Here is a 23,549-nt window from a genome sequence, read left to right on the forward strand (position 1 = left end):
AGCTTGCCGTGCGAAGCATGGAACCGATCGCCGAACACGTCCTCCGCGCGTCGTTCATCAACGCCTCGAAGGGCGAGGCCGCACGGATGAACCTGCCCCGCGACTTCGCCGAGACCGCCTGGTCTGACCTGGACTTTCTCGGCTGGCACGACCCTGGCGCGCGGGAACGGGCCTGGCTGGTCGCCGAGCGCGACGGGCAGGTCGTCGGGCTCTCGCTGCGAGTAGCGCCGCCGGGCTCCCGCGGGTTCACCGCGCGCAGCATGTGCTCGATGTGCCTGACCACGCGCACTGGTGGCGGCGTGACGCTGATGACCGCGCGCAAGACCGGCGCGGCCGGTCGCCGGGGCAACTCGGTGGGTCAGTATGTGTGCGCGGACTTGGCCTGCTCGCTGTACGTTCGTGGCCGGAAGCAGTCTGCGGGCGCGCAGTTCGACGAGGCGATGACCGTCGAAGACAAGATCGCGCGGCTGCGGCTCAACCTCGAAGCGTTCCTGGACAAGGTCGCCGCCTGATCAGCGGACGGCGGCTTTCAGTGCCGCTTCGATCGTGGTGGTCAGCACGTCGAGGTAGGCGTCGTCGCTGAGGTCGGCGGTAATCAGGATCCGGAATCCCAGCGGCGCGATCAGCAGGTCCGAGGCCAGTTCGAAGTCCAGCCCGGCGGGCAGCTCGCCGCGATCGATCGCCGACTGCAGCATCGCGCGCGCTACTGCCCGGCGCGGCCCGGCGACGTCGTGGCGCAGCACTTCGCCGAACGCGTCGGTCCGCCGGGATTCGGCAAGCAGGCCCGGACCGATCCGGTTGACCGTCGGGCCGGACAGCTGACCGCGCAGCGTGGCGAGATACTCGCGCAGGTCGGAGCGCAGGGAACCGGTGTCCGGGACGACCGGCAGGGTTCGTTCGACCGACTGCCGAACCAGTTCGGTGATCATCTCCAGCTTTGACGGCCAGCGCCGGTACAGCGCGGCCTTGCCGACCCCGGCGCGCCGGGCGATCGCTTCCATCGACAGCCCCGCGTAGCCCGACTCCGCGAGTTCGGCGAAGACCGCGTCGGAGATCGCGTCCGTCACCCTCGACTGCAGCGTCTTGCCTGTTCCCCGCGTGGTTCCCATCGCCGCATTCTAGCCCCAACGGAACGGTTGCGTTCCGTTTGGTTCTGGTGCTAGCTTGCGACGAATGGAACGGAACCGTTCCGTTTCACTAGGAAGGGGACTGTCGTGAAGTTCCTCTACGAGGACGAGTCCTTCTCGTTCGAAGCCCTGCGCGCCGCCGGATACGCCAGCTACTCCGGCGCCGAGCTCGGCGAAGTCCTCGTCACCTGTCGCCGGATCCCGGAAGGCGACGAGGAAGCGTGGTCCGCGGAATGGGCGGCGACCGCGGCACGGGTCGAGCAGGTCGGGCGGGACGCGCTCGCCGCCGGGCACCGGATAAGCGCGCGCGAGGCGCTGCTGCGCGCGTCGAACTACTACCGGACCGCGGATTTCTACCGGCGGGAGGACCCCGCGAACGACGCCGAGTCCGCTCGCCTGGCCAAGTCGTCGCAGCAGACCTTCGCCGACGCCGCCGCGCTGCTCGACCACCCCGCCCGCGCGGTCCGGATCCCGTATCGCGACACGACTCTGCCGGGCTACCTGTTCCTGGTCGACGACTCCGGCGAGCCCCGCCCGACGGTGCTCTACCACGGCGGCTACGACTCAACCCTCGAAGAGGACTACCTCGCACTGGCCGCCGGCGCTCTCCGGCGCGGTTACCACGTTCTCGCCTTCGACGGCCCTGGTCAGGGATCGACCGTGCGCGATCAGGGCCTGCACTTCCGTCCGGATTGGGAAGCCGTCGTGACTCCGGTGGTCGATTTCGCGCTCACTCTGCCCGAAGCCGACGTCACCCGGCTGGCCCTGATCGGCACCAGTCTGGGCGGCTACCTCGCCGCGCGGGCCGCCGCGTTCGAACACCGAATCGCCGCCTGCGTGCTGCACGACGGGGTCTACGACGTCCACGAGACTTTCCAGGCGATCGCCGGCGGGGTCCTGGGCCCGCTGACGGCGCAGAGCCCGGGCGTGCGCTGGGCGGTCCGCAACGGCTTGTGGACGTTCGGCGTCGCCGACGCCGCGGCCTTGGTGCAGGCGGCCGAGGCGTACACGATGGCAGGCATCGCCGACCGGATCACCTGCCCGACGTTGGTGCTGGACGCGGAAAACGACCAGTTCTTCGCCGGTCAGCCGCAACGCGTCTACGACGCGCTGACCTGCGAGAAGGAACTGATCCTGTTCCGCGAAGCCGAAGGCGGCGGCGAACACTGCCACGAGGGCGCGATCGCGCAGTTCCACCAGTGCACCTTCGACTGGCTGGACACGGTGCTCAGCTGAGCTCTTCGGCAAGCCCGACGACGATGCCCTCGGGCCCGCGCAGGTAGCAGAGCCGGAAGACGTTCTCGTAGTTTTCGACCGTGCCCACGAGCTCGGCCCCGTGCGCGCGCAGCCGGTCGAGGGTGTCGTCGAGATCGTCGACGGCGAACATCATCCGCCGCAGTCCCACCGTGTTCGCCGGTGCCTTCGCCGGCTGCGGGACAATCGCTTTCGGCTGCTGGAACTGAGCGAGCTCGACCCGCCCCGGCCCGTCCGGCACCCGCAGCATCGCGACCGTCTGCCGGACGTCTTCCAAACCGATGACCCGTTCCGCGCCCCGCCAGTCGAGCGGACCCCGGTTCTCCAGCTCCATGCCGAGCTCGACGAAGAACGCGATCACCGCGTCGAGATCCTCGACGACGAGCAGGACGTTGTCCATTCGCCGGAGCGCCATGGTCGGCCGCCTTCCTGTTCGGGAGCGTCCACAGTAGCCCGTCGTGGTCCCTTAGCAGTGCTATTCTTAGGCGAAAGCTATTTCTTCAGGGGGCTGTGGCCATGGCGAAACGAACCGCGCCGGACGAAGTGGACGAGATGCTCGCGCAGTGGCGCGCCGAGGTGCCGGAAGTGGACACGTCGCCGCTGGCGGTGTTCGGCCGCCTGCACCGCTCGTTCGACCGGTACCAGCGGCAACTGTCCCGCGTGTTCGCCCGGCACGGGATCACCGTCGCCGACTTCGGGATCCTGGCCGCCCTCCGCCGAGGCGGCGCCCCGTACCGGCGCACCGCCGGGGATCTGGCCGACACCAACCTGCTCACCACCGGCGGCATCACGCAACGAGTGGACAAACTGGTGCAGGCGGGCCTGGTCCGGCGAGAACGGGACGAGGACGACCGGCGGGTCGTGTTCATCGGGCTGACGGACGAGGGACTGGCCGCGACGGACAAGGTGGTGGAGGAGCACTTCCCCAACGAGAACCGGATGCTGGCCGGGTTGAGCCCGGGGGAGCGGGCGCAATTGGCGAAGCTGCTGGCCAAGCTGGAACAGTCGCTGGACGACGCCGAATCGGCTGAGTGACTGCCGCTCGCTGCTGCCGCCCCGCACCCGCCGCTGCCGCCCCGCACCCGCTGCTGCCGCCGCTCGTCACCCGCATCTGCGCGCTGCTCGCCGCTGCCGCCCCGCACCCGCCGCTGCCGCCTGCTCGCCTGACGGCTGTGAAGGGCCCTTTGAGGGAATCCAAGTCCCTCGGGGGGCCCTTCACGGACTTCGCTGGCGCGGGAGCAACCCAACGATCTCCCCAGCGATCACCCCAGCGATCACCCCAGCGATCACCCCAACGATCACCCCAACGATCATCGCAACGCCCACCCGATCGGCTCCTCGGCCAACCCCAGATACACGCTCTTCTGCCGTTGGTAGCTGCGAATCGCCAGCCGCCCCTTGTCTGAGCCCAGTCCGCTTTCCTTGACCCCGCTGAACGGCGTGGAAATGCTGAACTGCTTGTACGTGTTGACCCAAACCGTCCCGGCCTCGACTCGCTGAGCGAGCCGCAACGCCCGCCGGTAGTCCTCCGTCCACACCCCGCATGCCAGCCCGAACGCCGTAGCGTTGGCCTGCGCCACCAAGTCTTCCTCGTCGTCGTACGGCAGCAGCACTCCGACCGGCCCGAAGATCTCCTCCTGGCAGGTCTTCGCGTCCACCGCGAGCCCGGCGAGCAGCGTGGGCAAGTAATAGGCCCCCTGAGCCAGCCGCGGAGAATCCGGGATCCGGCCTCCGCACAGAACTCGCGCTCCTTCGTCCCGGGCCCGGTCGACCATTCCCGCCACCCGGTCCCGGTGTGCGAAAGTGGCCAGCGGTCCCACCTGAGTCGAGGGGTCCGTCCCCGGTCCCAGCCGGAGTGCCCCCGCGCCTTCGGTCAGCAGCCGGGACCACGCGGAATACTCGGCCCGAGGCAGGAAGATCCGCGAACCGGCAATGCAGCTCTGTCCGGTCGAGGAGAAGATCCCGTACAGAATCCCGGCAACGGCCGACTCGGCGTCGGCGTCGGGGCACACGATCGTCGGCGACTTCCCGCCGAGTTCCATCGTCACCGGAATGATCCGCTCCGCCGCGATCCGCCCGAGCACCCGCCCGGTCGCGGTCCCGCCGGTGAACGCCAGCTTGCCCACTCTCGGATGCCGGGCGATCGCGTCCCCGACCACCGATCCGGGCCCGGGCAGTACGGACAACAACCCGGCGGGCACTCCGGCGGCATGGACCAACCGGGCCAGGGCAAGAGAAACCAGCGGCGTGGCTTCCGCCGGCTTCAGCAGCACCGCGTTCCCGGCGGCCAGCGCCGGCGCGATCTTCTGGGCATCGCTGGCGATCGGCGAGTTCCACGGCGTGATCGCCCCGATGACTCCGATCGGCTCGTGCACGCTCATGGTCAAGTGTGGCCCGCGACGCGGCGGCAGTTCGCCTTCGAGGGTCTCCAAAGCCGCTGCGTAGTAACGGAATGTCCCCGCCGCGCTGGCGACCAGCGCCGAAGTTTCGGCTAGCGCCTTCCCGGTGTTCCGAGTCTGCAGCAGCGCGAGTTCCGAGGCGTGCTCCTCGATCGCGTCGGCGACGCGGCAGAGCAGCCGGGCTCGCTGATGCGGCAGCAGGTCCCGCCACGCCGGATCGGCGGCGGCTGCGGCACCGGCCGCCGCGGCCGCGTCCACCTGTGCGGAATCGGCGGCATGGATCGAAGCGACAACGGAACCGTCGGCCGGATCCACGCACCGCGACGCGGACCCGCGGCCGCGCTGCCAAACGCCGCCGACCGGGATCTCGTCGGGCGGAACCGGGAAGGGCTGCATGGCGAACGTCCTCTCACTACCAGGGGATGCCAGAAAACCTTAGCTCTAAGATTTCGTCAAGATCCCGACCGCTACGAGGCGTTCCGGCTGGATGTCCGGCTGAATCGATCCGCCCGGCGTCCGGAAAGAATTTTAGGACTAAGGGGTTGCCCGGATCACACCCCGCGGGGTACAACCCTTAACGGTAAGTCTCTTAGAGCTAAGACATCACCTCGGAGGAGTCCTCGATGACCACCACCGCACAGCAGCACCAGCACCTCGAGGAGCTGATCGACTCGTGCATCGCGTCCCGCGAGACGCGGTACGAGGACTGGGACACCCTGGGCTTCCAGGCGGCCGCGAAGGGCGACGAGTTCCGCCGGGCGCAGATCCGCTACATCGGTTCCGGCGCGACCGGCAACCACGACGGCGACTCGCGCCAGCTTCCCTCGGAGCACTTCACGTTCTCCAACATGCGGCTGCCGGTCGGCGCGGTCGGCCCGGAGCACACCCACCACGACGTGGAAGAGGCGTTCTTCGTCCTCGAAGGCACGCTCGAGGTGACCGTGCACGACGTCGAGGACGGCACCAAGACCGCGACCCGCGTGCTCGGCTACCGCGACCTCATCCGGGTGCCCGCCGGTGTGCCGCGCAGCCTGCGCAACGTCGGCGAAGGCGACGCCCTGTTCTGCGTCATCATCGGAGCTCAGAAGCCGCAGCTGCCCACCTACCCGCCGACCTCGCCGATGCACGGCGTCACTCGCTGATCGACCGACAGGTGACCACGATGCCGACGATGCTGCGGGTGCACCGGACGACCTGGCTCGCGGACCGCGTGACCCAGGTCGAGCTGCGCGACCCGGACGGGTCGCCGCTGCCCGGCTGGGAGCCGGGGGCGCACCTCTCCTTGCACCTGCCCAACGGGCAGGTGCGCGAGTACTCCCTCTGCGGCGACCCGGCCGACAAGCACACCTGGACGGTCGCGGTGCTGCGGGAAGAATCGTCGCGCGGAGGCAGCGCGTGGGTGCACGAGCGGCTCACCGCGGGGACCGTCCTGCGGGTCGAGGGTCCGCGCAACACCTTCGAGCTGCACGACGCGCCGGAGCACCTGCTCGTCGCCGGCGGCATCGGCGTCACCCCGATCTTGGCGATGGCCCGGGAACTCGCCGGCCGCGACCGGCCCTGGTCCATGCTCTACTGTGGACGGTCACGGGCCGGGATGGCTTTCCTGGAGGAGCTTTCCGGACTCGCCGGGGATCGGCTCGAAGTGCACGCCGACGACGAGCACGGCGGTCCGCCCGACCTCGCGGCGAAACTGGCAGGGCTCGCCTCGGGCACGGTCGTGCACTGCTGCGGCCCCGAGCCGCTGATCCGCGCCGTCGAGGCGGCGCTGCCGGGCAACACCACCCTGCGGGTCGAGCGCTTCCGGGCGCCCGAGACACCGCCGGCCGCGCCGGGGACCGGATTCGACGTGGTGTGCGCCGGTTCCGGAACCCGGGTCGCGGTGGCCGCCGAAGAATCCATTGTGGACGCGCTGGGACGGGTGGGCATCGCGGTGCCGACCTCGTGCCGCGAGGGCGTCTGCGGAACCTGTGAAACGAAGGTGCTCTCCGGCGAACCGGACCACCGCGATTTCGTGCTCGACGACGACGAGAAGGCGGCCACCGGCACCATGATGCTCTGCGTGTCCCGGTGCCGGTCCGCCGAACTCGTCCTGGACCTCTAGGAGCCGGCCATGGCCGGACACACCCACCGGCAGCTCGCCGTACTGCGCGCCGCAGCCGAAGGGCACGTCGAGATGACGTGCAGCCGCGAACCGCACCTCTACGTGGACGGCCTGTCCTGCTGCGACCCGACGCTCGGGCACCAGCTGGCCGGCCTGCTCGCTCCGGCACCCGCCGCACCGCGCGGGCCCGGGCTGCGGGTGCCCGCGGTGCTGACCGCCGCCGGGCGGGCCGCGCTCGCACCGTCCGCGGCTGCCTGACCTGGTCCGCCGCCCACCCGAACTGATCCGCCCCGAAACCGAAGGGAACGCCGATGCCGCTGCAGCTGCGGCCGGTGCAGAGCCGCACCGCCCCGCCCACGAGCTACGAGAACGCGCTGGCCGACGAGCTGGAAGCCGCCTACGGCCGGGGCGTGCACGACCTGGCCGGCGTGGTTTCCGCACTCAACACCGGCGGCCTGCGCCCGGCGAACGGCGCCGACTGGACCGAATCCACCTTTGCCGCCGAACTGGCTCGGCTGGCCGGAGAGGAGGCGTGATGGCGACCAGGACCGCTGACGAACTGCTGGCGCTGGGCCTGCGCGACCGCTGGTACCCGCTGTGTCCCTCGACCGAAGTGAAGCGCGGCCAGCTGACCCGCATCGACCGGGCCGGCGAGCAGCTGCTGCTGTGGCGCGACTCGGCCGGCGTGGTGCACGTCCAGGAAGACCGCTGCCCGCACCGCGGCGCACGCCTTTCGCTCGGCGTGCACATGGGCGACCGGGTCGCCTGCAACTACCACGGCGTACAGGTCGACGGCGAAGGCGTCGTCGTGTCCGTGCCCGGCAGCCCCGGATGTGCCCTGGAAGGCCGCCGCGCGCTGCGGACTTTCCCGGCCGAGGAGCACGCCGGTGCGGTGTTCGCCTGGTTCGGCCTGGACGAGGAAGCCGAGCCGGCGCCGCTGCGGGTGCCGGACCCGATCGCGGGCGGCGAGTGGGACAACTTCCTCTGCTACGTCGAATGGGACGCTCCGTACGGCTACTCCCTGGACAATCTGCTCGACCCGATGCACGGCGCGTTCCTGCACCGCAACAGCCACACCATGTTCGGCGGCAAGCGGGAAGCGGTGTTCCAGATCCGCGCCGTCGACGACGGGTTCGTCTTCGAGAAGACCGACCAGCGCGGCGTGAACTTCGACTGGGTCCAGCTCACCGACGCCGGCGCGCAGTGGGTCACGCTCGACATCCCGTATCCGGACACCGCCGGTCCGGGCGGCGCGTTCACCATCGTCGCCGCGCTGTGCGCGATCAACGAAACGCAGCATGCCGCGTTCTTCTGGCGCTGCCGCAAGGTTTCCGGCTGGGAACGTGACAGCTGGCGGGTGCTCTACCGCAACCGGCTCGAAGCCCGGCACTGGGCGGTGCTGGAGCAGGACCGCGAGATGGCCGAGGCGATGCCGCTCGACGCGTGGGACCGCGAAAACCTGTACCAGCACGACGTCGCGCTGGTCCGGATGCGCCGCCTGCTGCGTTCCGAAGCCCGCCGTCAGGCCGCCGCGCTCGCCGCTCCGGCCGCCGCGCCGGCACCGGCCTCGCCGGTGCCCGCCCCGACCCGCTGACCCGTCCCGTCTCAGGAGGCCCCATGTCCGCCGAACCCATCGCACGGCTCCGCGCCCTGCGCGCGGTGACGCTGCGCTCGACGCAATGCGCCGATTCTGGCGAGTTCTACCGCGAAGTCTGGGGGCTGCAGCAGGTCGAAGCCGACCGTGGCGCGGTGTGGCTGCGCGGTTCCAGCGACGAGCACCACGTGCTCCAGCTCGAACAAGCCGACCAGAACGCGCTGGGCAAGATCGCGTTCGCGGTCGGCAGCCCGCGCGAGGTCGACGCGGCCGCCGCCCGGCTGGCCGCGCACGGCGTCGGTCTGGTCACCGAACCGGGCAAGCTCGATCAGGTCGGCGGTGGGTACGGCCTGCGTTTCGCCGATCCGGAGGGCCGCTTGGTCGAGCTGTCCGCCGACGTGGAGGCGGTCGTCCCAGGCGATCCGTACGGCCGCGCCGCTGTGCCGCGGAAGCTCGCCCATGTCGTGCTCAACACGGTGGACATCGACACCGCCTGCGAGTTCTACACGCGGGTGCTGGGAATGCGGATCTCCGACTGGTCCGAACACCAGATGGCGTTCCTGCGCTGCAACGCCGACCACCACGTGATCGCGTTCAACCAGGCCGAATTCGCCTCGGTGAACCACATCGCCTACGAGATGAACTCGATCGACCACTTCATGCGCGGCATCGGCCGGCTGAAGCACAACGGCGTGACGCCGCTGTGGGGGCCGGGCCGGCACGGTCCGGGCAGCAACACCTTCAGCTACTTCGCCGACCCGGCCGGGCTGGTGTGCGAGTACACCTCCGAGGTCGCGCAGGTCGAGGAAGACGCCTGGCTGTGCCGGGTGTGGCGGCGCACGCCGGAGCTGTCCGACCTGTGGGGCACCGCCGGTCCGCCGTCGAAGGACGTCCGCTCGCACATGCGCGGTGTGCCGGACCCGGGCTACACGGCGTGGTGGCAGTCGTGAAGGTAGGAGTGCTGGGCGCGGGCTCGATCGGCGGGGTGGTCGCCGAGGCGCTGCGCGACGGAAAAGTACCGGGTGCGGAACTGTCCGGAGTAGTGGATCCGGCGCAGTCTCCGGCCGGACTGCCGATGTGCGCGCTGTCGGAGCTGCTGTCCACTTCGGACCTGGTGGTCGAGGCGGCGGGCCAGCGGGCGCTGGCCGAGGCTGGGCCGCAGGTGCTGTCCGCGGGCTGTGACCTGCTGGTGGTCTCGGTCGGCGCGCTGGCCGCGGAAGGGTTGCTGGAGAAGCTGCTTGCCTCGGGGCCGGGCGCGGTCCATTTGTCGACTGGTGCGATCGGCGGGCTGGACCTGCTGCGTTCGGCGGCGCTGCTCGGGTCCTTCGACCGCGTGGTCATCGAGACCACGAAGAAGGCGGCCTCGCTGGTCCAGCCGTGGATGTCGGACGCGGAAGCCGAGGCGCTGCGCCAGGCGACGGCACCGGTCGAGCTGCGGCGCGGACCGGCGCGCGAGATCACCGCGGCGTTCCCGAAGTCGGCGAACGTGGCCGCATCGGTGGCATTGGCAGTGCGGGACTGGGACGTGGTGGAGGCGGCAGTGCTCGCCGATCCGGCCGCGCCGCTGACTTCGCACGTGATCACCGCTTCCGGCCCGGCGGGCGAGTACCGGTTCGAGATCCGCAACCGTCCGTCGCCGCAGACGCCGACGTCGAGCCAGGTCGTCCCGTTCGCAGTGCTGTCCGCGCTGGAAGCGCTGGCCGCGCCGAGGGCGGTGTTCCGATGACGACCACTGTGGACGGAGTCCGGATCAGGACCGCCGGAGACGGCAGCCCGGTCTTGCTGCTGCACGGCATCGGCGGCTCAAGCGAATCGTTCGACGCGCAGCTGGCCGGTCTCGCGCTGAAGCACCGGGTACTGGTTTGGGACGCGCCGGGCTACGGCGGTTCCGAAGATCCGGCGAAGCCGCTTGGCATGGCCGGATACGCGGCGCTCGTCGGCCGTGTGCTGACCGCGTTGACCGCCAGCCCGGCGCATCTGGTCGGCGTCTCGTGGGGCGGGGTGATCGCCACTCGGGTCGCGCTGGAATATCCGGAGGCCGTGCGGTCGCTGGTGCTGGCCGATTCGACCCGCGGGTCCGGCGTCGACTCGGAGCGCGCCGCGCTGATGCGTGCCCGGCCGAGCGAGCTGAACCGGCTGGGCGCGGCGGAATTCGCGCGGCGTCGCGCACCGCGGCTGGTAGCCCGGGACTCGGATCCCGAGGTGGCGCGACGCGTCGAGAAGATCATGGCGGGAGTCCGGTTGGCCGGGTACGCCTCGGCAGCGGAATCGATGGCCGAAACCGACCACGGCCCGCGGCTGTCCCGGATTTCCGTGCCCACGCTGGTGCTCGTCGGCGAACAGGACCAGGTCACCGGAGTCGCCGAGGCGCGACGGCTGGCCGCGTCCATTCCGGGTGCGCGGCTCGCGGTGCTGCCCGGCGGGCACGCCGCGAACCAGGAGCATCCGCGCCGATTCTCCGCCGAAGTACTGAGCTTTCTGTCCGAAGTGGACGCAGCGGTGGAGGTGTCGCGATGAAGGACCGGCTTTACGTCGTCACCGGTGCCGGCCGCGGGCTCGGCTGGGCGATCGCCCGCGAGATCGGCCGCCAGGGCGGCCGGGTCGTCGTCGCCGAACGGTCGCCGGACCGCGCGGCCGACGGGGTGGCGCGGCTGCGCGCGGAAGGCGTCGAGACGCATCGCGTCGACACCGACGTCGCGGACCCGGATTCCGTTGCCGCACTGGCAGACGCGGTCGCCCGGATCGGGCCGCTGCACGGCCTGGTGAACAACGCGGCGATGGCGGACGGCGTCGGTGGCAAGCACTTCGCGGAGCTGGACATCGAAGCGTGGGACACGCTGATGACAGTCAACGCGCGTGGCCCATGGCTGGTTTCCCGCGCGCTGTATCCGCAGCTCGCGCAGACTGGTGGCCGCATCGTGAACCTCGCCTCCGATGCCGCGCTGTACGGCTCGCCTCGGCTGGTCCAGTACGTCGCCTCCAAGGGCGCGGTGATCGCGATGACCCGCGCGATGGCGCGCGACGGCGGTCCGGACGGCGTGACCGTCAACGCGGTCGCACCGGGTCTGACGGAGGTCGAAGCGACTTCCGGGATCCCGCAGGAACGGCACGACCTGTACGCGCTGAACCGGGCCCTGACCCGGCCGCAGCAGCCTGAGGACGTGGTCGGTTCGGTGGCGTTCCTGCTGTCCGACGCGGCCGCCTACATCACCGGCCAGACCCTCGTGGTCGACGGCGGATTCGTCTGCAGCTGAAGGGAATACCCGTGGACTTGGGATTGAAGGGCCGCGCGGTGCTGGTCACCGGGGCCAGCTCCGGGGTCGGCCTGGCGACCGCCGCCGCGCTGCTCGCCGAGGGCGCGCACGTCGCCGCTTGCGCTCGCGACGGCGTCCGGCTGGAGAAGGCGCTCGCCGATCTGCCGCGCGCCGAGGGCTCCCGGCTGTACACCGCGTCCTGCGACGTGCTGGACGAGACGCAGGTGGCCGCGTTCGTCGCCGATGCCGCCCGCGAACTCGGCGGCCTGGCCGGAGTGGTGAACAACGCGGGCCGGTCGTTGATGGCGCGGCTCGCGGATACCACCGACGACCAGTGGCGCGACGAACTGCACCTGAAGATTTTCGCCGTCCTGCACGTGGTTCGCGCCGCCTTGCCTTGGCTGCGCGCGGCGGAGAACCCGGCGGTGGTGAACGTGAACGCGATCCTCGCCCGGCAGCCGGAACCCCGGCTCGCCGCGACCTCGGCGGCGCGCGCGGCGTTGCTCAACCTGTCCACCACGCTCGCGACCGAACTGGCCGAGGACGGCGTCCGCGTCAACTCCGTCTGCCTCGGCCTGATCGACACCGGACAGTGGCGGCGGCGCTACGAGGCTTCCGGCGGCGGACTGTCCTATCCGGACTGGTCCGCGGAACTCGCCGCCGACCGCGGCATCCCGCTCGGCCGGCTCGGCACCGCCGACGAGGTCGCTTTCCCCATCGTCACGCTGCTTTCGCCGCGTGCCTCCTACGTGACCGGCGCGACGATCGACGTCGGCGGCGGCATCGCCCGTTATGTCTAGAAGGGACGGACCCATGAATCACGGCCACGGTGGCGAACTTCTGGTGCGCCTGCTGTCCGAAGCCGGTGTGGACACCGCCTTCGGGGTGGTGAGCGTGCACAATCTGCCGCTGGTGGAAGCGGTTTCGCAGCATCTGCGGTTCGTGCCGGTGCGGCACGAGGCGGCCGCGGTGAACGCCGCCGACGGGTACGCCCGGGCCGGCGGCGGCCTCGGCGTCGCGATCACCAGCACCGGAACCGGTGCCGGAAACGCGGCCGGTTCGCTGGTCGAAGCGCTCACCGCGGGCAGCCGCGTCCTGCACGTCACCGGCCAGATCGACTCGGAATTCCTGGGCAGCGGCCGGGGCGTCATCCACGAAACGCGCGATCAGCTCGGCATGCTCAAGGCGGTGTCGAAGTACGCGGCCACCGTCACATCGGTGGAGAACGCGGAAGACACGCTTCGCGAGGCGATCCGGCAGGCGTTGTCGGTGCCCAGCGGCCCGGCCAGCGTCGAGTGGCCGATCGATCTGCAGTACGCGCGGCATGAATTCGGTGCTGGCAAGGCCGAACAGCCCGCTTCCATTCCCGCGCCCAACGCCAAGTCCATCGCCGCGGCCGCGGAACTGCTCGCAGTGGCGCGCCGTCCGGTGCTGTGGCTTGGAGGAGGGGCGACCGGCGCGCGCGACGAGGTGCGCGCGCTCGCGGAACGGTTCAGTGCCGCGGTGTTCACCAGCAACTCCGGTCGCGGCACCGTGCCGGAGGATCACGAACTGGTCATCGGGAACTTCGCGGCGCACGAGTCGGCCGCGGCGGTGCTGGCGGAGGCCGACCTGCTGATCTCGATCGGCACGCACTTCCGCTCGAACGAGACCAAGCACTACCACCTGCCGCTGCCCGCGAACCACGTCCAGATCGACGTCGACCCGGCCGCGCTGGGCCGCGTCTACCCGGCCGCCGTCGGCGTGCGCGGCGACGCGGCGGAGGTGCTTCGCCAGCTGTCCACTGTGGACGTCAACACCGAGAACGGGTGGCGCGAGCGCGTCGTCGAGACCCGGGAAACCGTGCGGGCCAAGCTGAACGAGGCCATCGGACCGTACGCGGAAATCTGTGCCGCGCTGCGCGAAGGGCTGCCCGCCGAGTCCGTGATCGCCCGCGACGTGACGATCCCGTCCAGCCAGTGGGGCAACCGCTTGCTGGACATCCACCAGCCGCGCACCAACCTCTTCCCCGTCGGCGGCGGCATCGGACAGGGTCTCGCCACCGGCATCGGCGCCGCGCTCGCGACGCCGGACGCGCCGACCGCGGTGATGGTCGGCGACGGCGGCCTTGCCGTGCACCTCGGCGAGCTGTGCACGCTGGCGCAGGAACGGCCATGGCTCGCGCTGATCGTCTTCAACGACGGCGGCTACGGCGTCCTGCGCAACATGCAGGACCACCATCGCGGCCAGCGCGCCGGCGTCGATCTGTTCACCCCGGATTTCGCCCGGCTCGCGCAATCGCTCGACCTGCCGCACGCACTGGTGTCGAAGCCCGGCCAGTTCGCTGACGCGCTGGCGAAAGCGGTCGCGCAGCACGGTCCGTTCGTGATCGAGGTGGACGTGACCGCGCTGCCCGCCGCTCCGCGGCCGTTCGTGCCGCCGGTGCCGGTCCCGGAGAGCTGAGGGAGAACTGACGTGGGAGGCACCATCGAAGCTGCCGAAGTCCACCACCAGCACGGGCACGGCCCCGCGAACCGCCGCCGCCGGGTGCTGCGGACGTCCGCGCCGCTGCTGGTGCGGCATCCGTCCGGCCGCGTCCGCGGTGCGGTGCTGGTGCTGCACGGCGCGCCCGGGCTCGACGACTCCGTCGAACACTGTTGCCGCACGCTCGCGAGCTGCGGTTACCTGACCGTCGCGCCGCTGTTCTACTACGAGACCGGCGGCCGCACCTTCAGCCCGGAGCGGGCCGACGCCGCGTTCGCCGCGCTCGGGCCGGCCGATCTCGAAGCCGATCTCGCCGGCGCGTTCGACTACCTCGACCGCCGTCTCGGGCTGCCGCGCCACCGCGTGGCCGCCGTCGGATTCGGCGCCGCCGCCGCTCTCGCCGAGCTCGCCGGCGGGACCGCAGCCGCGGCCGTGGGACCCCAGCCGCCACCGTGGCCTGGAACGTCCGAATTCGACCCGCACGCGCCGGACCGGCTCGTGCTGCCCGCCTGGCCGTCCGCGCTGGACGACCTGGTCCGTTTCCTGGACGCGCATCTCCCGGATCTGCCGCCGTCCCGCTGACCCCCTCTACGCTCGAACTACGCTCCGGCTCCAAGGAGGGCCCATGAGTATCGCCACCCCCGAGGTGCTCCAGCGGGACATCGCCGCCCGGCTGGAACGGCTGCCGATGTCGCGCTGGCAGATCTCCATCCGCCTGATCATCGGCATCGTGACGTTCTTCGAGGCGTTCGACCAGCTGCTGATCGCCTACACGCTGCCGGTGATCAGCCGCGAATGGCACATGACGCCCGCCGACGCCACCGCCACCCTGACCATCGGTTCGATCGGCATGCTGCTCGGCGCGCTCGCGTCCGGCTGGGCGGCCGACCGGATCGGCCGCGTCAAGGTGATCACCCTGTGCGTCGCGCTCACCGCGCTGTGCAGCTTGTCGATGACGCTGTGCACCGCGCTGCTGCCGTTCCTGATCCTGCGCTTCGTGCAGGGCCTCGCGATCGGCGGCGAAGTGCCGACCGCGGCCGCCTACATCGCGGAGATCAGCCGGGCACGGCGCCGCGGCCGGTTCGTGCTGATGTACGAGATCGTCTTCCCAGCCGGCCTCGCGGTCGGCGCGCTGGTCGCGGCATGGGTCATCCCGCATTGGGGCTGGCGTCCGCTGTACCTGCTGGCCGCCGTCCCCGGTCTCGCCGCGGTGCTGCTGCAGATGCGGATCCCCGAGTCGCCGCGCTGGCTCGCCTCGCACGGTCACCTCGACAAGGCCGAGCGTTCGATGGCGCTGATCGAACGCCGGGTCGAGGAATCCGTCGGGCACCCGCTGCCCGCGCCCGCTCTGTCCGAATCCGCCTCGGCCGCGGCGGTCGCCACGCCGGCCAAGCGAAGCTCGGTGCGCGACCTGTTCGCCGGCCGCTACCGGCGGCGCACCTTGGTGGTCTGGGCGATCTGGTTCGTCGGCTATCTCGCGAACTACGGCATCACCTCCTGGCTGCCGACGCTGTACAAGGGCTCGTTCCACCTGTCGATCGGCAAGGCGCTCTGGTACAGCACGGCCACCTCGGTGGCGGGCCTGGTCGGCTGCCTGATCGCCGCGCTGGTCGTGGACAAGCTGGGCCGCCGGTTCGTGCTGGCCGGCGGATTGGGCGGCACCACGGCGATGCTGGTGGTGCTGGGAGCGCTCGGCGCCGGGACCCCGATGCAGCTGCTGGTGTGGTCGTCGCTCGCGGCGATGTTCAACTTCGCCGTGAACGTGTGCCTGTACCTGTACACGCCGGAGTTGTACCCGACCCGCAGCCGTGCGCTGGGCGTCAGCCTCGGCGGCGTGCTGAACCGGCTCGGCCTGATCCTCGGCCCGATCCTGGTCGGCGCGCTGTACGCGGGCGGCAGCGGGCTCGGTTCGGTGTTCCTGGTGCTGGGCGGGATCTGTCTCGTCGGCGCGCTGGTCGCCGGGCTGTTCGCCGAGGAGACCAAGGGCCGCACGCTCGAAGAGGTCTCTCCGTGACGACTCGCGTGGTCCTGCTCGGCACGGCGGCCGGGCCGTACCCGGCGCCGGGCCGGCAGGGCTGCGCGAACGCGGTGGTGGTCGGCGGGCGCGCGTACCTGGTCGACGCGGGCTACCGGACGCTCGGCAAGTACGTCTCGGCCGGCCTGTCGTTGCGGGACTTGTCCGCGGTGTTCGTGACGCACCTGCATTCCGACCACGTGGCCGAGCTGTTCACGTTGTTCCTGCTCGGCTGGGGCCCGGCCAACGAGGGGATCGTCGACCCGGTCCGGGTCTACGGCCCCGGCCCGGACCCGACCGACCCGGGCCCGCCCGCCGCCGGCACCGAGGCGCTGGTGGCGGGCTGCCTGACCGCATTCGGCCAGGACGTCGCGGTGCGGCAGCGGACCAGCTCCCGGCCGCCGCTGGCCGGGCTGATCCACGCCCGCGATCTCGAGGTGGCGCCCGGCGCGGAACTCGTGGTGCACGAAGACGACCGAGTGCGCGTGACCGCCCGAGCCGTCCCGCATCCACCGCTGCGGCTGGCGCTGGGCTACCGGTTCGAGACCGAAGACGGCGTGGTCGCGTTCTCCGGCGACACCGCCCGCAGCGACGCGGTCGGCGAGCTGGCCGCGGACGCCGACCTGCTCGTCCATGAGGCGATGGAGCCGGATTTCTATCGCAGCATCGGCTATTCGCCGCGGCTGCTGGAGTTCTTGGCTGCTTCGCACACTTCCCCGGCGGACGTCGGGCGGGTCGCCGCCGCGGCGGGCGCCCGCCAGGTCGCGCTGTCGCACCTCGGCCCGGCCGATCCGGCCAAGCTCAGCGACGAGGGCTGGCTCAGCCGGGTCCGTCCGCACTATTCCGGCCCCGTCGTGGTGGGCCATGACCTGCTCGACCTCACGGTCGGGAACTGAAGGAGTCTCGCAGTGCCCGAAATCGCGATCGCGGGCGGCGGAATCGGCGGACTGGCCGCCGCCGTCGCCCTCCGGAAACTCGGCTTCTCTCCGGCGGTGTACGAACAGGCCGCCGGATTCGGCAGGGTCGGCGCGGACATCAACCTGACCCCCAACGCGGTCCGCGCGCTCGACGGCCTCGGCATCGGCGACGAACTGCGCGCGACCGCCGCGCGGCCGAAGTACCGGATCAGCCGCACCTGGGACACCGGCGAGGAAACGTCGCGGCTGCCGATGGGCGACGAAGCCGAACGCCGCTACGGCTCGCCGCAGCTGACCATGCACCGCGCGGATCTGCTCGGCGCGCTGGCCGGCGCGCTCCCGGACGGTGTCGTCCACTTAGGACACAAGCTGGCCGGGATTTCGGCCGAGGGCCTGTCGTTCGAGTCCGGCACTGTCGCCGCGGACGTGCTCGTGGGCGCGGACGGCATCCACAGCGCCGTGCGCACCTCGCTCTTCGGTGCGGAACACCCGGAGTTCACCGGCGTCGTCGCGTACCGCGCGGTGCTGCCCGCGGGCGCGGTGGACGTGCCGAACCTGGACTGCTTCACCAAGTGGTGGGGTCCGGACCCGGACACCCAGCTGGTGACCTTTCCGCTGAACCGCGGCAACGACGTGTTCGTCTTCGCCACCACCCGGCAGAGCCAGTGGCGGCACGAATCGTGGACGACTCCCGGTGACGTCGCCGAACTGCGGGAGGCGTACCGCGGATTCCATCCGGAGGCGCGAGCGCTGCTGGCGGCGTGCGATTCCGTGCTGCAATCGGCGCTGTACGTCCGCGATCCGCTGCCGGCCTGGTCGTCCGGCACGACGACGCTGCTCGGCGACGCGTGCCACCCGATGATGCCGTTCATGGCGCAGGGTGCGGGCATGGCCATCGAGGACGCGGTGGTGCTGGCCCGGGCACTGGCCGCGTACCCGGAACCGGAGGTCGCGCTGAAGGCGTACCAGGCAGCGCGGCTGGACCGGACCCGAGAGGTGCAGCTCGGGTCGCGGGGCAACAGCTGGCTCAAACAAAGCGGAACGAGCTCGGCCGCGGCGGACGCGCTGTACGGGTACGACGCTTGGCACGCCGCGGTGTAACGGCATCGCCCCAGGTGCAGCGCCCGATGTCCGTGAAGGGCCCCTTGCCGGAATCCGATTCCGGCAAGGGGCCCCTCGCGGCGCGACCCGCCGGACAGTGAATGTGATGCAGGTCACTGACTGGTGTGGTCGCGCGTGTCTGATCCGCCGCCGCCCGTTCGACGCGTAGGTGAAACAGGCACCATCGGAAAAACCAGGAGCTGATCCCATGCGCACCCTCATCGCCACCGCGTTCGTCTCACTCGACGGCGTCGTCGAGGCTCCCGGCGGCGAGGCCGGCTACCGCAACGCCGGCTGGACCTTCAAGGACATCGAGTTCGACCCGGCCGCCTACGCGCTCAAGGGCGCCGAGCAGGAAGAAGCCGGCGCGCTGCTGCTCGGCCGCGTCAGCTACGAGGCGTTCTCGCCGGTGTGGCCGGACATGACCGAGGAGTTCCCGCACTACAAAGTGATGCCGAAGTACGTCGTGTCCACCACCCTGCGCGACGAGGACCTCGTCACGAACTGGGGCGAGACAACGATCCTGCGCTCGCTCGAAGACGTCGCCGCGCTGAAGGAGACCGAGGGCGGCCCGATCATCGTCAACGGCTCCGCGACTCTGGTGCGCGCACTCACCGACGCCGGCCTCGTCGACAGGCTGCACCTGCTCGTCTTCCCGGTCCTGCTGGGCGCGGGCAAGCGGCTGTTCAGCGAGACGGACAAAGACAAGCAGCCGCTGAAGCTCGTCGAGAGCGAGGCGTACCGCAACGGGATCCAGAAGCAGATCTTCGAGTTCGTCCGCTGACCGGGAAACTCCGCGGCCCGGTCAGGCGGAAGGGCCCGGCTGGGCGGCTTCGCGGAGCGCGGCCACGAGCGTCGAGGTGTCGTCGGCGCGGGTGCACAGCGACACCGGGCACGGTTCGACGTCGGAGACCGGAACGAACGCCACCTCGGGGTGGCGGTATCCCTCCGCCACGAAGCTTCCGGTGATCACGATGCCCTGCCCGCCGGCGACGGCTTCGAGCATTTCGTCCAGCGTGCGCACGGACGGTCCGTAGCGGACCGGAACCCCGCTCGGCCGCGGGTCGCAAGCCCACCAGCGCACCCAGGCCGGGTCGGCGTCGTCGGCGGTGAGGTGGGGTTCGCCGTCGAGGTCGCGGAGCCGGACCGCCTCCCGGCTCGCGAGGCGATGCGTGACCGGCACCGCGACGATCCGCGCTTCGCGGTGGACGAGGTCCAGCCGGAGGCCGGCGAGATCGGTGACCGGCGGCCGGACCATGGCGGCGTCGACCGCGCCCTCGCGGACCGCGGACGCCTGCCGCGACCAGGCCAGCTCGACCAGTTCGACGGACAGGCTGGGGATTTCGCGGCGCAGCCGGTCGGTGAGCCGCCGCAGGTGCGGCCCGGTGGCGTTCATGAAGCCGATGCGCAGGCTTACGGCGAGTTCCCGGCGGTAGGACTCGACCGCGGCCACAGCTCGGTCCGCGGCGGCCAGCGCCTCGCGCGCTTCGGCGAGAAACAGCCCTCCCGCAGCTGTCGGGCGCACCGGATGCGCGGTGCGGTCGAGCAGTTCCGCACCGAGGCTGCGTTCCAGTTTGCGGATCTGCTGGCTCAGCGCGGGCGCGCTCACGAACAGCCGTTCCGCCGCGCGGCCGAAATGCCCTTCGTCGGCCACCGCGACGAGATAGCGCACCAGATGCAGGTTGAGATCCACGGCCGCTCCTCTCGCCGCGGCCGAGCCTACCGTGCTGACCTGCGCGGTTAACCGATTCGTTCAGATGCTCGCGCGCCTTTGTCATGGCCTGGCGGCGGTGCTCCGGCCAACGATGGAGACCCCTGAACCGACTCGACGAGGAGCACCGGTGAGCCGTTACGAGCACGACTTCCAGCACATGTTCGCCAGCCTGGAGAAGCAGATCGCCGAGATCGACAACCCGCGGCGGCGCGCGATCCTGAAGAACTACCGTCGCCATGCCCTGCTGGAGGTGTCCGGCCGGTACGAGGAGCTGCTGGCACCGGACATGACGGTGGAAGAGCCGCACTATCGCCTCCACGAGGGCGGGACGTCGACGATCCTCGACGGGATGGCCCAGATCAAGGCGTTCTACCAGTCGCTGGTCGACGCGAACGCGCTGGTGATGTGGGTGCACCAGCAGGACATTTCCGTGAACGACAACGGGTTCTCCGGCGAGGTCGAGTTCTTCGAGTTCGTGCCCGAGGCGATGCTGGGCGGCGAAACGGTCTTCGGCTCGGTGCCGGTCGGCACCGGCCCGCAGGAGATGTACCTGCTCAAGCGCACGCTCGCGTTCCACTGGCCCTACGACGAGCGCGGCCGGTTGATCGGCGAGCACGTGTACGAAGACTTCGCGTCCCGCGAGATCACCAAGCCGGACCCGTCGGACGTGATCACCGCCGCCCGCGCGGCCGAGCTGCTCGCCCCGGAAATCGAGAAGGTCCTCCCGTGAGCGTTGCGATGGTCACCGGCGCGGCCGGCACGGTCTCGGCGCCGCGGTCGCTGAGCGGCTGGCGCAGGACCACGCGGTGCTGGTCTCGATGAAACGCCCGCGGACCCCGGCCGACCTCGCCGAAGCGATCGGGTTCCTGTTGCCCGGCAAAGCGGCCAACGTCACCGGGCAGACGGTCTCGGTGGGCGGGGGGAGGGGATGACCTGATCGGCGCGGGCAGTGCCGCCAGCTCGCGCGGCGGCACTGCCCGCGAGTGCTGTTCCGCCGTACGGGTGAGGCCAGGGAACCTCCTTCGTGCGCGTGCCGTCTGATTGAGCACTTCGCCGGTTTGGCTGCCGGATGCCCGACCGGCTGACATACTGATGCGCGCGTTGGGCGAGGGCGCTCGCGAGGAGGTGGCTGGGGTGAATACGCACCGGGTCTCGGACTGGGCCGACGTCCGTGCGTTGCACAAACAGCAGCAGAAGGAGGCGCATCGCACCGGGAAGGATCCGGCTCCGGTCGACTCGCTGCCGGACCCGAGCGGCGCGGGCAACGCCGAGATCGTCGCCGACACCAGCATCATCGAACTGGACCCGGCCGAGATCGCCGCCGCCGACGCGGAGCTGGCCCGCCGCCAGGACGAGCTGGCCGGGTATCTCGACCAGGCCAAGCAGCTCGCACACCCGCTTTCCGACGGAACCAGCCCGGTCGCCGCGCACCTGCGGAAGGCGTTCGGTGTGCGCGGTTCGGCGGACGGCGGCGTGCAGACGATCCTGCAGCAGTACCTCGACGAGCTGTCGTCGCTGCGCGAGGCCATCCGGCAAGCCAGCGCCGGGCACGTCCAGCAGGAAAGCGACGCGAAGGATTCGCTCGACGCGCTGAGCCGACAGGCGGAAAACGGGGGAGGGGCGTCGGCATGAGCCGGGAACCGGGCTACGAGCAGCTGCCGTACGACAAGCACCGCAAGCACAAGCTGTGGACTGAAACGCACCCCCTCACCCCGAAGCAGCGCAGGATCGTGCAGCGCACAAAGCTGATCCAACGGGCGAACATGAAGGACGCGACGTTCGGCAAGATCAACTGGAACGCCTGGGCGCACCCGACGCTGTACGACATGATCATGACCGCGGACCCGGCCGGGATGGGGGCCGCGGCGCAGCAGTGGGGCCAACTCGCCTACAACGTCGACTCGTCCACCGCGGCGGTGCACAAGACGGTGCAGAAACTGTTGCTGTCCTGGCGCGGAGGCGCGGCCGGGAACGCGGCGCGATCGGCGTCGAAGCTGACCTCATGGGGTGCGGACGCGAGCGAGACGATGCGCGCGGTCGGCGACAATCTCGACCGCTACACGAGCGCGGTCGAGACGGCGAAGCACAAGATGCCGGAACCGGTGTTCGACATCGCGGAGAACCAGTTCCGCGACGGCTACGACGTGAACGCAGCCAGCGGGCCGAGCGGCGCGGTGATGGTCGACCAGCTGCTCGATGATCGCTTGCCGGCCAAGAAGAACGCGTCCGCGGCGAAGGCCGAGGCGGTCCGCGTGATGGAGGGCTACGAAACCTCCAGCAAGGACGTGCACGACAGGCTGCCGCACTTCACGAGCGCGCCGAAGACGACGAACGTCGACCCGGGCGGCGGGTCGCCGAATGACTCACGCGGTTCTTCGGGCGGAGCCTCGGGCGCTGACGCGACGACGGCGTCCTCGGTGGCAGCGGGCGGCGCTGGGCTGTCTGGCGTCGGCGGTCCGTCCGCCGGCTTGTCCGGGATGCCGGGCGCGATCGGCTCCGGTGGGATGGGCGGAGCCCCCGGCTCGCTCGGCAGCGGCGGCAGCGGGAGCGGAAGTGCGTTGCCCGGAAGTCTGCTGGGCAACGCGCCGGGCGGCGGGGCGGCGGCCGGCGTCGCCGGTGCGGCGGCCGGGATGCGCGGCAGCCCGATGTCGGGCGGATTCTTCCCGCCGATGGCACAGCGCGGCGGCGAAGGCGCGGAAGACCATCAGAACCGCTACGCGAAGAACGGTGCCTTCGACTTCCTGGAAGACCTGCCCGCCGCATACCCGCCCGTGCTGGGCGAGTGATGGCCAGACAGCTCCCCGGCGCCGACGGCGTCGTGCTCTCGCACCTGGAATTCGACCTGCTGTGGGCGGATTTCGACCTCGGGCCGGCACCGTACCCGCTGGAAGTGCCGTCGCACGGCTACACCTTGGAAGAGCGCGAGGAGCTGGGGTTCCAGGTCGCGGAAAGCCTGGCCGGGGCCGGGCTGCTCGACGACGCGGACGAGCCGCACCCGTTGCTGGGCCAGGTGTTCGCGACGCTGGCCGAACCGGTGTTTTCCGTAGACCTGCTGGTCTTCCGCGATCCGCCGCTGCGCGCGCTGGCCGCGGCCGGGACCAAGCTCGGCGTGCTGGCGGTGCTCGACGCGGGCGAACTCGCGCTGCGCCCGTGTCATCCTGACGACGTCCCGCACCTGGCGGCCAGCGTCCTCGGCCCGGCGAAACCCGGCCGGGGACAACCGGTCCGGCTGCCGCGGGAAGCGTTTTCCGAAGCCATGCAAGCGTTCGCGGCCAACGGAAACGACGCGCTCGAACGAGTGCTCGGCGAGGCCGGGCTCACCGAACGGGACACCCGGACAATCTCGACCTTGGTCACCCGCCCGCGAGTCGGCTACGGCCAGTTCGCGGTGAACGGTCCGGGCGGACGGTCGCCGGCCGTCGCTTGGTACGACACGGAAGCCGGCCGCTACGGCGCGGTCGTGCGGGAAAGCGCAGGCACCCGCTGGGTCACTGTCGCGCCCGCGGACGAGGCATGGATCGCCGACCGGATGCGGGAACTCAGCCGCGGAGTGTCCTCCGTTCGGGGGGCCAGGGAACCTGCGGGCGAGGGCTTCCGTCTCACTTAGGGCA

General features: G+C 70.8%; 27 protein-coding genes. 23 read left to right on the plus strand and 4 right to left on the minus strand.

Annotation, left to right across the window (positions count from 1 at the left end):
- The first annotated feature begins 17 nt into the window (after nucleotides 1–17).
- A complete protein-coding gene (locus AMYBE_RS0104920) occupies nucleotides 18–512 on the plus strand; it encodes an FBP domain-containing protein (RefSeq protein WP_020658230.1) in 495 nt (164 codons plus the stop codon).
- Here AMYBE_RS0104920 and AMYBE_RS0104925 read toward each other — a convergent pair whose 3' ends face one another.
- Nucleotides 513–1,109, minus strand: a complete 597-nt coding sequence (locus AMYBE_RS0104925) for a TetR/AcrR family transcriptional regulator (RefSeq protein ID WP_020658231.1) — start codon at nucleotides 1,107–1,109, stop codon at nucleotides 513–515. It abuts the gene before it with no gap.
- 105 nt (nucleotides 1,110–1,214) lie between these two features.
- On the opposite strand from AMYBE_RS0104925, the gene AMYBE_RS0104930 reads away from it, so the two are divergent.
- Nucleotides 1,215–2,363: an alpha/beta hydrolase family protein gene (locus AMYBE_RS0104930; protein ID WP_020658232.1), complete on the plus strand. Its 1,149-nt coding sequence runs from the start codon at nucleotides 1,215–1,217 to the stop codon at nucleotides 2,361–2,363.
- On the opposite strand, the gene AMYBE_RS0104935 is transcribed toward AMYBE_RS0104930, so the two are convergent.
- The gene (locus AMYBE_RS0104935) at nucleotides 2,356–2,796 is read right to left on the minus strand and encodes a VOC family protein (protein ID WP_020658233.1); all 441 of its coding nucleotides are present in this window, start codon (nucleotides 2,794–2,796) and stop codon (nucleotides 2,356–2,358) included. The genes AMYBE_RS0104930 and AMYBE_RS0104935 overlap by 8 nt on opposite strands.
- 101 nt (nucleotides 2,797–2,897) lie before the next feature.
- Between AMYBE_RS0104935 and AMYBE_RS0104940 the strand changes: the two genes are divergently transcribed.
- A complete protein-coding gene (locus AMYBE_RS0104940; RefSeq protein WP_020658234.1) occupies nucleotides 2,898–3,416 on the plus strand; it encodes a MarR family winged helix-turn-helix transcriptional regulator in 519 nt (172 codons plus the stop codon).
- 275 nt (nucleotides 3,417–3,691) lie between these two features.
- Here AMYBE_RS0104940 and AMYBE_RS0104950 read toward each other — a convergent pair whose 3' ends face one another.
- Complete coding sequence (locus AMYBE_RS0104950; protein WP_020658236.1) at nucleotides 3,692–5,176, minus strand: aldehyde dehydrogenase; 1,485 nt, start codon at nucleotides 5,174–5,176, stop codon at nucleotides 3,692–3,694.
- A gap of 227 nt (nucleotides 5,177–5,403) precedes the next feature.
- Between AMYBE_RS0104950 and AMYBE_RS0104955 the strand changes: the two genes are divergently transcribed.
- From AMYBE_RS0104955 to AMYBE_RS0105030, 16 genes are all read left to right on the plus strand, one after another.
- Nucleotides 5,404–5,922: a cupin domain-containing protein gene (locus AMYBE_RS0104955; protein WP_020658237.1), complete on the plus strand. Its 519-nt coding sequence runs from the start codon at nucleotides 5,404–5,406 to the stop codon at nucleotides 5,920–5,922.
- 20 nt (nucleotides 5,923–5,942) lie between these two features.
- Nucleotides 5,943–6,881, plus strand: coding sequence for a PDR/VanB family oxidoreductase (locus tag AMYBE_RS0104960; RefSeq protein WP_027927385.1), 939 nt, complete (start codon nucleotides 5,943–5,945; stop codon nucleotides 6,879–6,881).
- Nucleotides 6,882–6,890: 9 nt separating this feature from the next.
- Nucleotides 6,891–7,139 (plus strand): hypothetical protein, encoded by a 249-nt coding sequence (locus AMYBE_RS0104965; protein ID WP_020658239.1) that lies wholly within the window; start codon nucleotides 6,891–6,893, stop codon nucleotides 7,137–7,139.
- A gap of 53 nt (nucleotides 7,140–7,192) precedes the next feature.
- Nucleotides 7,193–7,417, plus strand: coding sequence for a recombinase-like helix-turn-helix domain-containing protein (locus AMYBE_RS0104970; RefSeq protein ID WP_020658240.1), 225 nt, complete (start codon nucleotides 7,193–7,195; stop codon nucleotides 7,415–7,417).
- Complete coding sequence (locus AMYBE_RS0104975) at nucleotides 7,417–8,475, plus strand: aromatic ring-hydroxylating oxygenase subunit alpha (protein WP_020658241.1); 1,059 nt, start codon at nucleotides 7,417–7,419, stop codon at nucleotides 8,473–8,475. The genes AMYBE_RS0104970 and AMYBE_RS0104975 overlap by 1 nt, the downstream gene beginning before the upstream one ends.
- 23 nt (nucleotides 8,476–8,498) lie before the next feature.
- Nucleotides 8,499–9,425, plus strand: coding sequence for a VOC family protein (locus AMYBE_RS0104980; RefSeq protein WP_020658242.1), 927 nt, complete (start codon nucleotides 8,499–8,501; stop codon nucleotides 9,423–9,425).
- Complete coding sequence (locus AMYBE_RS0104985) at nucleotides 9,422–10,201, plus strand: aspartate dehydrogenase domain-containing protein (protein WP_245573156.1); 780 nt, start codon at nucleotides 9,422–9,424, stop codon at nucleotides 10,199–10,201. The genes AMYBE_RS0104980 and AMYBE_RS0104985 overlap by 4 nt, the downstream gene beginning before the upstream one ends.
- Nucleotides 10,198–10,992 carry an alpha/beta fold hydrolase gene (locus tag AMYBE_RS0104990; RefSeq protein WP_020658244.1) on the plus strand — a complete coding sequence of 265 codons (795 nt, stop codon included), beginning with the start codon at nucleotides 10,198–10,200 and terminating at the stop codon, nucleotides 10,990–10,992. The genes AMYBE_RS0104985 and AMYBE_RS0104990 overlap by 4 nt, the downstream gene beginning before the upstream one ends.
- Entirely contained in the window at nucleotides 10,989–11,729 is a 741-nt protein-coding gene (locus tag AMYBE_RS0104995) for a 3-oxoacyl-ACP reductase family protein (RefSeq protein ID WP_020658245.1), read from the plus strand. The genes AMYBE_RS0104990 and AMYBE_RS0104995 overlap by 4 nt, the downstream gene beginning before the upstream one ends.
- A gap of 11 nt (nucleotides 11,730–11,740) precedes the next feature.
- A complete protein-coding gene (locus AMYBE_RS0105000; protein WP_020658246.1) occupies nucleotides 11,741–12,529 on the plus strand; it encodes an SDR family oxidoreductase in 789 nt (262 codons plus the stop codon).
- 13 nt (nucleotides 12,530–12,542) lie between these two features.
- The gene (locus AMYBE_RS0105005; RefSeq protein WP_020658247.1) at nucleotides 12,543–14,171 is read left to right on the plus strand and encodes a thiamine pyrophosphate-binding protein; all 1,629 of its coding nucleotides are present in this window, start codon (nucleotides 12,543–12,545) and stop codon (nucleotides 14,169–14,171) included.
- Nucleotides 14,172–14,183: 12 nt separating this feature from the next.
- Nucleotides 14,184–14,774, plus strand: a complete 591-nt coding sequence (locus AMYBE_RS0105010; RefSeq protein ID WP_027927387.1) for a dienelactone hydrolase family protein — start codon at nucleotides 14,184–14,186, stop codon at nucleotides 14,772–14,774.
- 43 nt (nucleotides 14,775–14,817) lie between these two features.
- Nucleotides 14,818–16,206, plus strand: coding sequence for an MFS transporter (locus tag AMYBE_RS0105015; protein WP_020658248.1), 1,389 nt, complete (start codon nucleotides 14,818–14,820; stop codon nucleotides 16,204–16,206).
- Nucleotides 16,203–17,102 carry an MBL fold metallo-hydrolase gene (locus AMYBE_RS0105020; protein ID WP_020658249.1) on the plus strand — a complete coding sequence of 300 codons (900 nt, stop codon included), beginning with the start codon at nucleotides 16,203–16,205 and terminating at the stop codon, nucleotides 17,100–17,102. The genes AMYBE_RS0105015 and AMYBE_RS0105020 overlap by 4 nt, the downstream gene beginning before the upstream one ends.
- Nucleotides 17,103–17,114: 12 nt before the next feature.
- A complete protein-coding gene (locus AMYBE_RS0105025) occupies nucleotides 17,115–18,224 on the plus strand; it encodes an FAD-dependent monooxygenase (protein ID WP_020658250.1) in 1,110 nt (369 codons plus the stop codon).
- Between the two features lie 208 nt (nucleotides 18,225–18,432).
- Nucleotides 18,433–19,008 (plus strand): dihydrofolate reductase family protein, encoded by a 576-nt coding sequence (locus tag AMYBE_RS0105030; RefSeq protein WP_020658251.1) that lies wholly within the window; start codon nucleotides 18,433–18,435, stop codon nucleotides 19,006–19,008.
- 21 nt (nucleotides 19,009–19,029) lie between these two features.
- On the opposite strand, the gene AMYBE_RS0105035 is transcribed toward AMYBE_RS0105030, so the two are convergent.
- Nucleotides 19,030–19,917, minus strand: a complete 888-nt coding sequence (locus AMYBE_RS0105035) for a LysR family transcriptional regulator (RefSeq protein WP_020658252.1) — start codon at nucleotides 19,915–19,917, stop codon at nucleotides 19,030–19,032.
- Between the two features lie 148 nt (nucleotides 19,918–20,065).
- On the opposite strand from AMYBE_RS0105035, the gene AMYBE_RS0105040 reads away from it, so the two are divergent.
- The 4 genes from AMYBE_RS0105040 to AMYBE_RS0105060 all read left to right on the plus strand — a co-directional run bounded on the left by AMYBE_RS0105040 (nucleotide 20,066) and on the right by AMYBE_RS0105060 (nucleotide 23,545).
- Complete coding sequence (locus tag AMYBE_RS0105040) at nucleotides 20,066–20,668, plus strand: hypothetical protein (protein ID WP_020658253.1); 603 nt, start codon at nucleotides 20,066–20,068, stop codon at nucleotides 20,666–20,668.
- Nucleotides 20,669–21,072: 404 nt separating this feature from the next.
- A complete protein-coding gene (locus tag AMYBE_RS0105050) occupies nucleotides 21,073–21,570 on the plus strand; it encodes a hypothetical protein (RefSeq protein ID WP_020658255.1) in 498 nt (165 codons plus the stop codon).
- The gene (locus AMYBE_RS0105055; protein WP_020658256.1) at nucleotides 21,567–22,724 is read left to right on the plus strand and encodes a WXG100 family type VII secretion target; all 1,158 of its coding nucleotides are present in this window, start codon (nucleotides 21,567–21,569) and stop codon (nucleotides 22,722–22,724) included. The genes AMYBE_RS0105050 and AMYBE_RS0105055 overlap by 4 nt, the downstream gene beginning before the upstream one ends.
- Complete coding sequence (locus tag AMYBE_RS0105060; RefSeq protein ID WP_020658257.1) at nucleotides 22,724–23,545, plus strand: ESX secretion-associated protein EspG; 822 nt, start codon at nucleotides 22,724–22,726, stop codon at nucleotides 23,543–23,545. Before AMYBE_RS0105055 ends, AMYBE_RS0105060 begins: the two co-directional genes overlap by 1 nt.
- The last annotated feature ends 4 nt before the right edge of the window (nucleotides 23,546–23,549 follow it).

The sequence above is a fragment of the Amycolatopsis benzoatilytica AK 16/65 genome (genome assembly GCF_000383915.1).
Taxonomy (GTDB): Bacteria; Actinomycetota; Actinomycetes; order Mycobacteriales; family Pseudonocardiaceae; genus Amycolatopsis; species Amycolatopsis benzoatilytica.

Excerpts from the sequence above, each read along its gene's own strand:
- AMYBE_RS0104920 (WP_020658230.1), top strand. The coding sequence starts at position 18 with ATGGAACCGATCGCCGAACACGTCCTCCGCGCGTCGTTCATCAACGCC.
- AMYBE_RS0104925 (WP_020658231.1), bottom strand. The coding sequence starts at position 1,109 with ATGGGAACCACGCGGGGAACAGGCAAGACGCTGCAGTCGAGGGTGACG.
- AMYBE_RS0104935 (WP_020658233.1), bottom strand. The coding sequence starts at position 2,796 with ATGGCGCTCCGGCGAATGGACAACGTCCTGCTCGTCGTCGAGGATCTC.
- AMYBE_RS0104940 (WP_020658234.1), top strand. The coding sequence starts at position 2,898 with ATGGCGAAACGAACCGCGCCGGACGAAGTGGACGAGATGCTCGCGCAG.
- AMYBE_RS0104950 (WP_020658236.1), bottom strand. The coding sequence starts at position 5,176 with ATGCAGCCCTTCCCGGTTCCGCCCGACGAGATCCCGGTCGGCGGCGTT.
- AMYBE_RS0104955 (WP_020658237.1), top strand. The coding sequence starts at position 5,404 with ATGACCACCACCGCACAGCAGCACCAGCACCTCGAGGAGCTGATCGAC.
- AMYBE_RS0104960 (WP_027927385.1), top strand. The coding sequence starts at position 5,943 with ATGCCGACGATGCTGCGGGTGCACCGGACGACCTGGCTCGCGGACCGC.
- AMYBE_RS0104965 (WP_020658239.1), top strand. The coding sequence starts at position 6,891 with ATGGCCGGACACACCCACCGGCAGCTCGCCGTACTGCGCGCCGCAGCC.
- AMYBE_RS0104970 (WP_020658240.1), top strand. The coding sequence starts at position 7,193 with ATGCCGCTGCAGCTGCGGCCGGTGCAGAGCCGCACCGCCCCGCCCACG.
- AMYBE_RS0104975 (WP_020658241.1), top strand. The coding sequence starts at position 7,417 with ATGGCGACCAGGACCGCTGACGAACTGCTGGCGCTGGGCCTGCGCGAC.
- AMYBE_RS0104980 (WP_020658242.1), top strand. The coding sequence starts at position 8,499 with ATGTCCGCCGAACCCATCGCACGGCTCCGCGCCCTGCGCGCGGTGACG.
- AMYBE_RS0104990 (WP_020658244.1), top strand. The coding sequence starts at position 10,198 with ATGACGACCACTGTGGACGGAGTCCGGATCAGGACCGCCGGAGACGGC.
- AMYBE_RS0104995 (WP_020658245.1), top strand. The coding sequence starts at position 10,989 with ATGAAGGACCGGCTTTACGTCGTCACCGGTGCCGGCCGCGGGCTCGGC.
- AMYBE_RS0105005 (WP_020658247.1), top strand. The coding sequence starts at position 12,543 with ATGAATCACGGCCACGGTGGCGAACTTCTGGTGCGCCTGCTGTCCGAA.
- AMYBE_RS0105015 (WP_020658248.1), top strand. The coding sequence starts at position 14,818 with ATGAGTATCGCCACCCCCGAGGTGCTCCAGCGGGACATCGCCGCCCGG.
- AMYBE_RS0105030 (WP_020658251.1), top strand. The coding sequence starts at position 18,433 with ATGCGCACCCTCATCGCCACCGCGTTCGTCTCACTCGACGGCGTCGTC.
- AMYBE_RS0105055 (WP_020658256.1), top strand. The coding sequence starts at position 21,567 with ATGAGCCGGGAACCGGGCTACGAGCAGCTGCCGTACGACAAGCACCGC.
- AMYBE_RS0105060 (WP_020658257.1), top strand. The coding sequence starts at position 22,724 with ATGGCCAGACAGCTCCCCGGCGCCGACGGCGTCGTGCTCTCGCACCTG.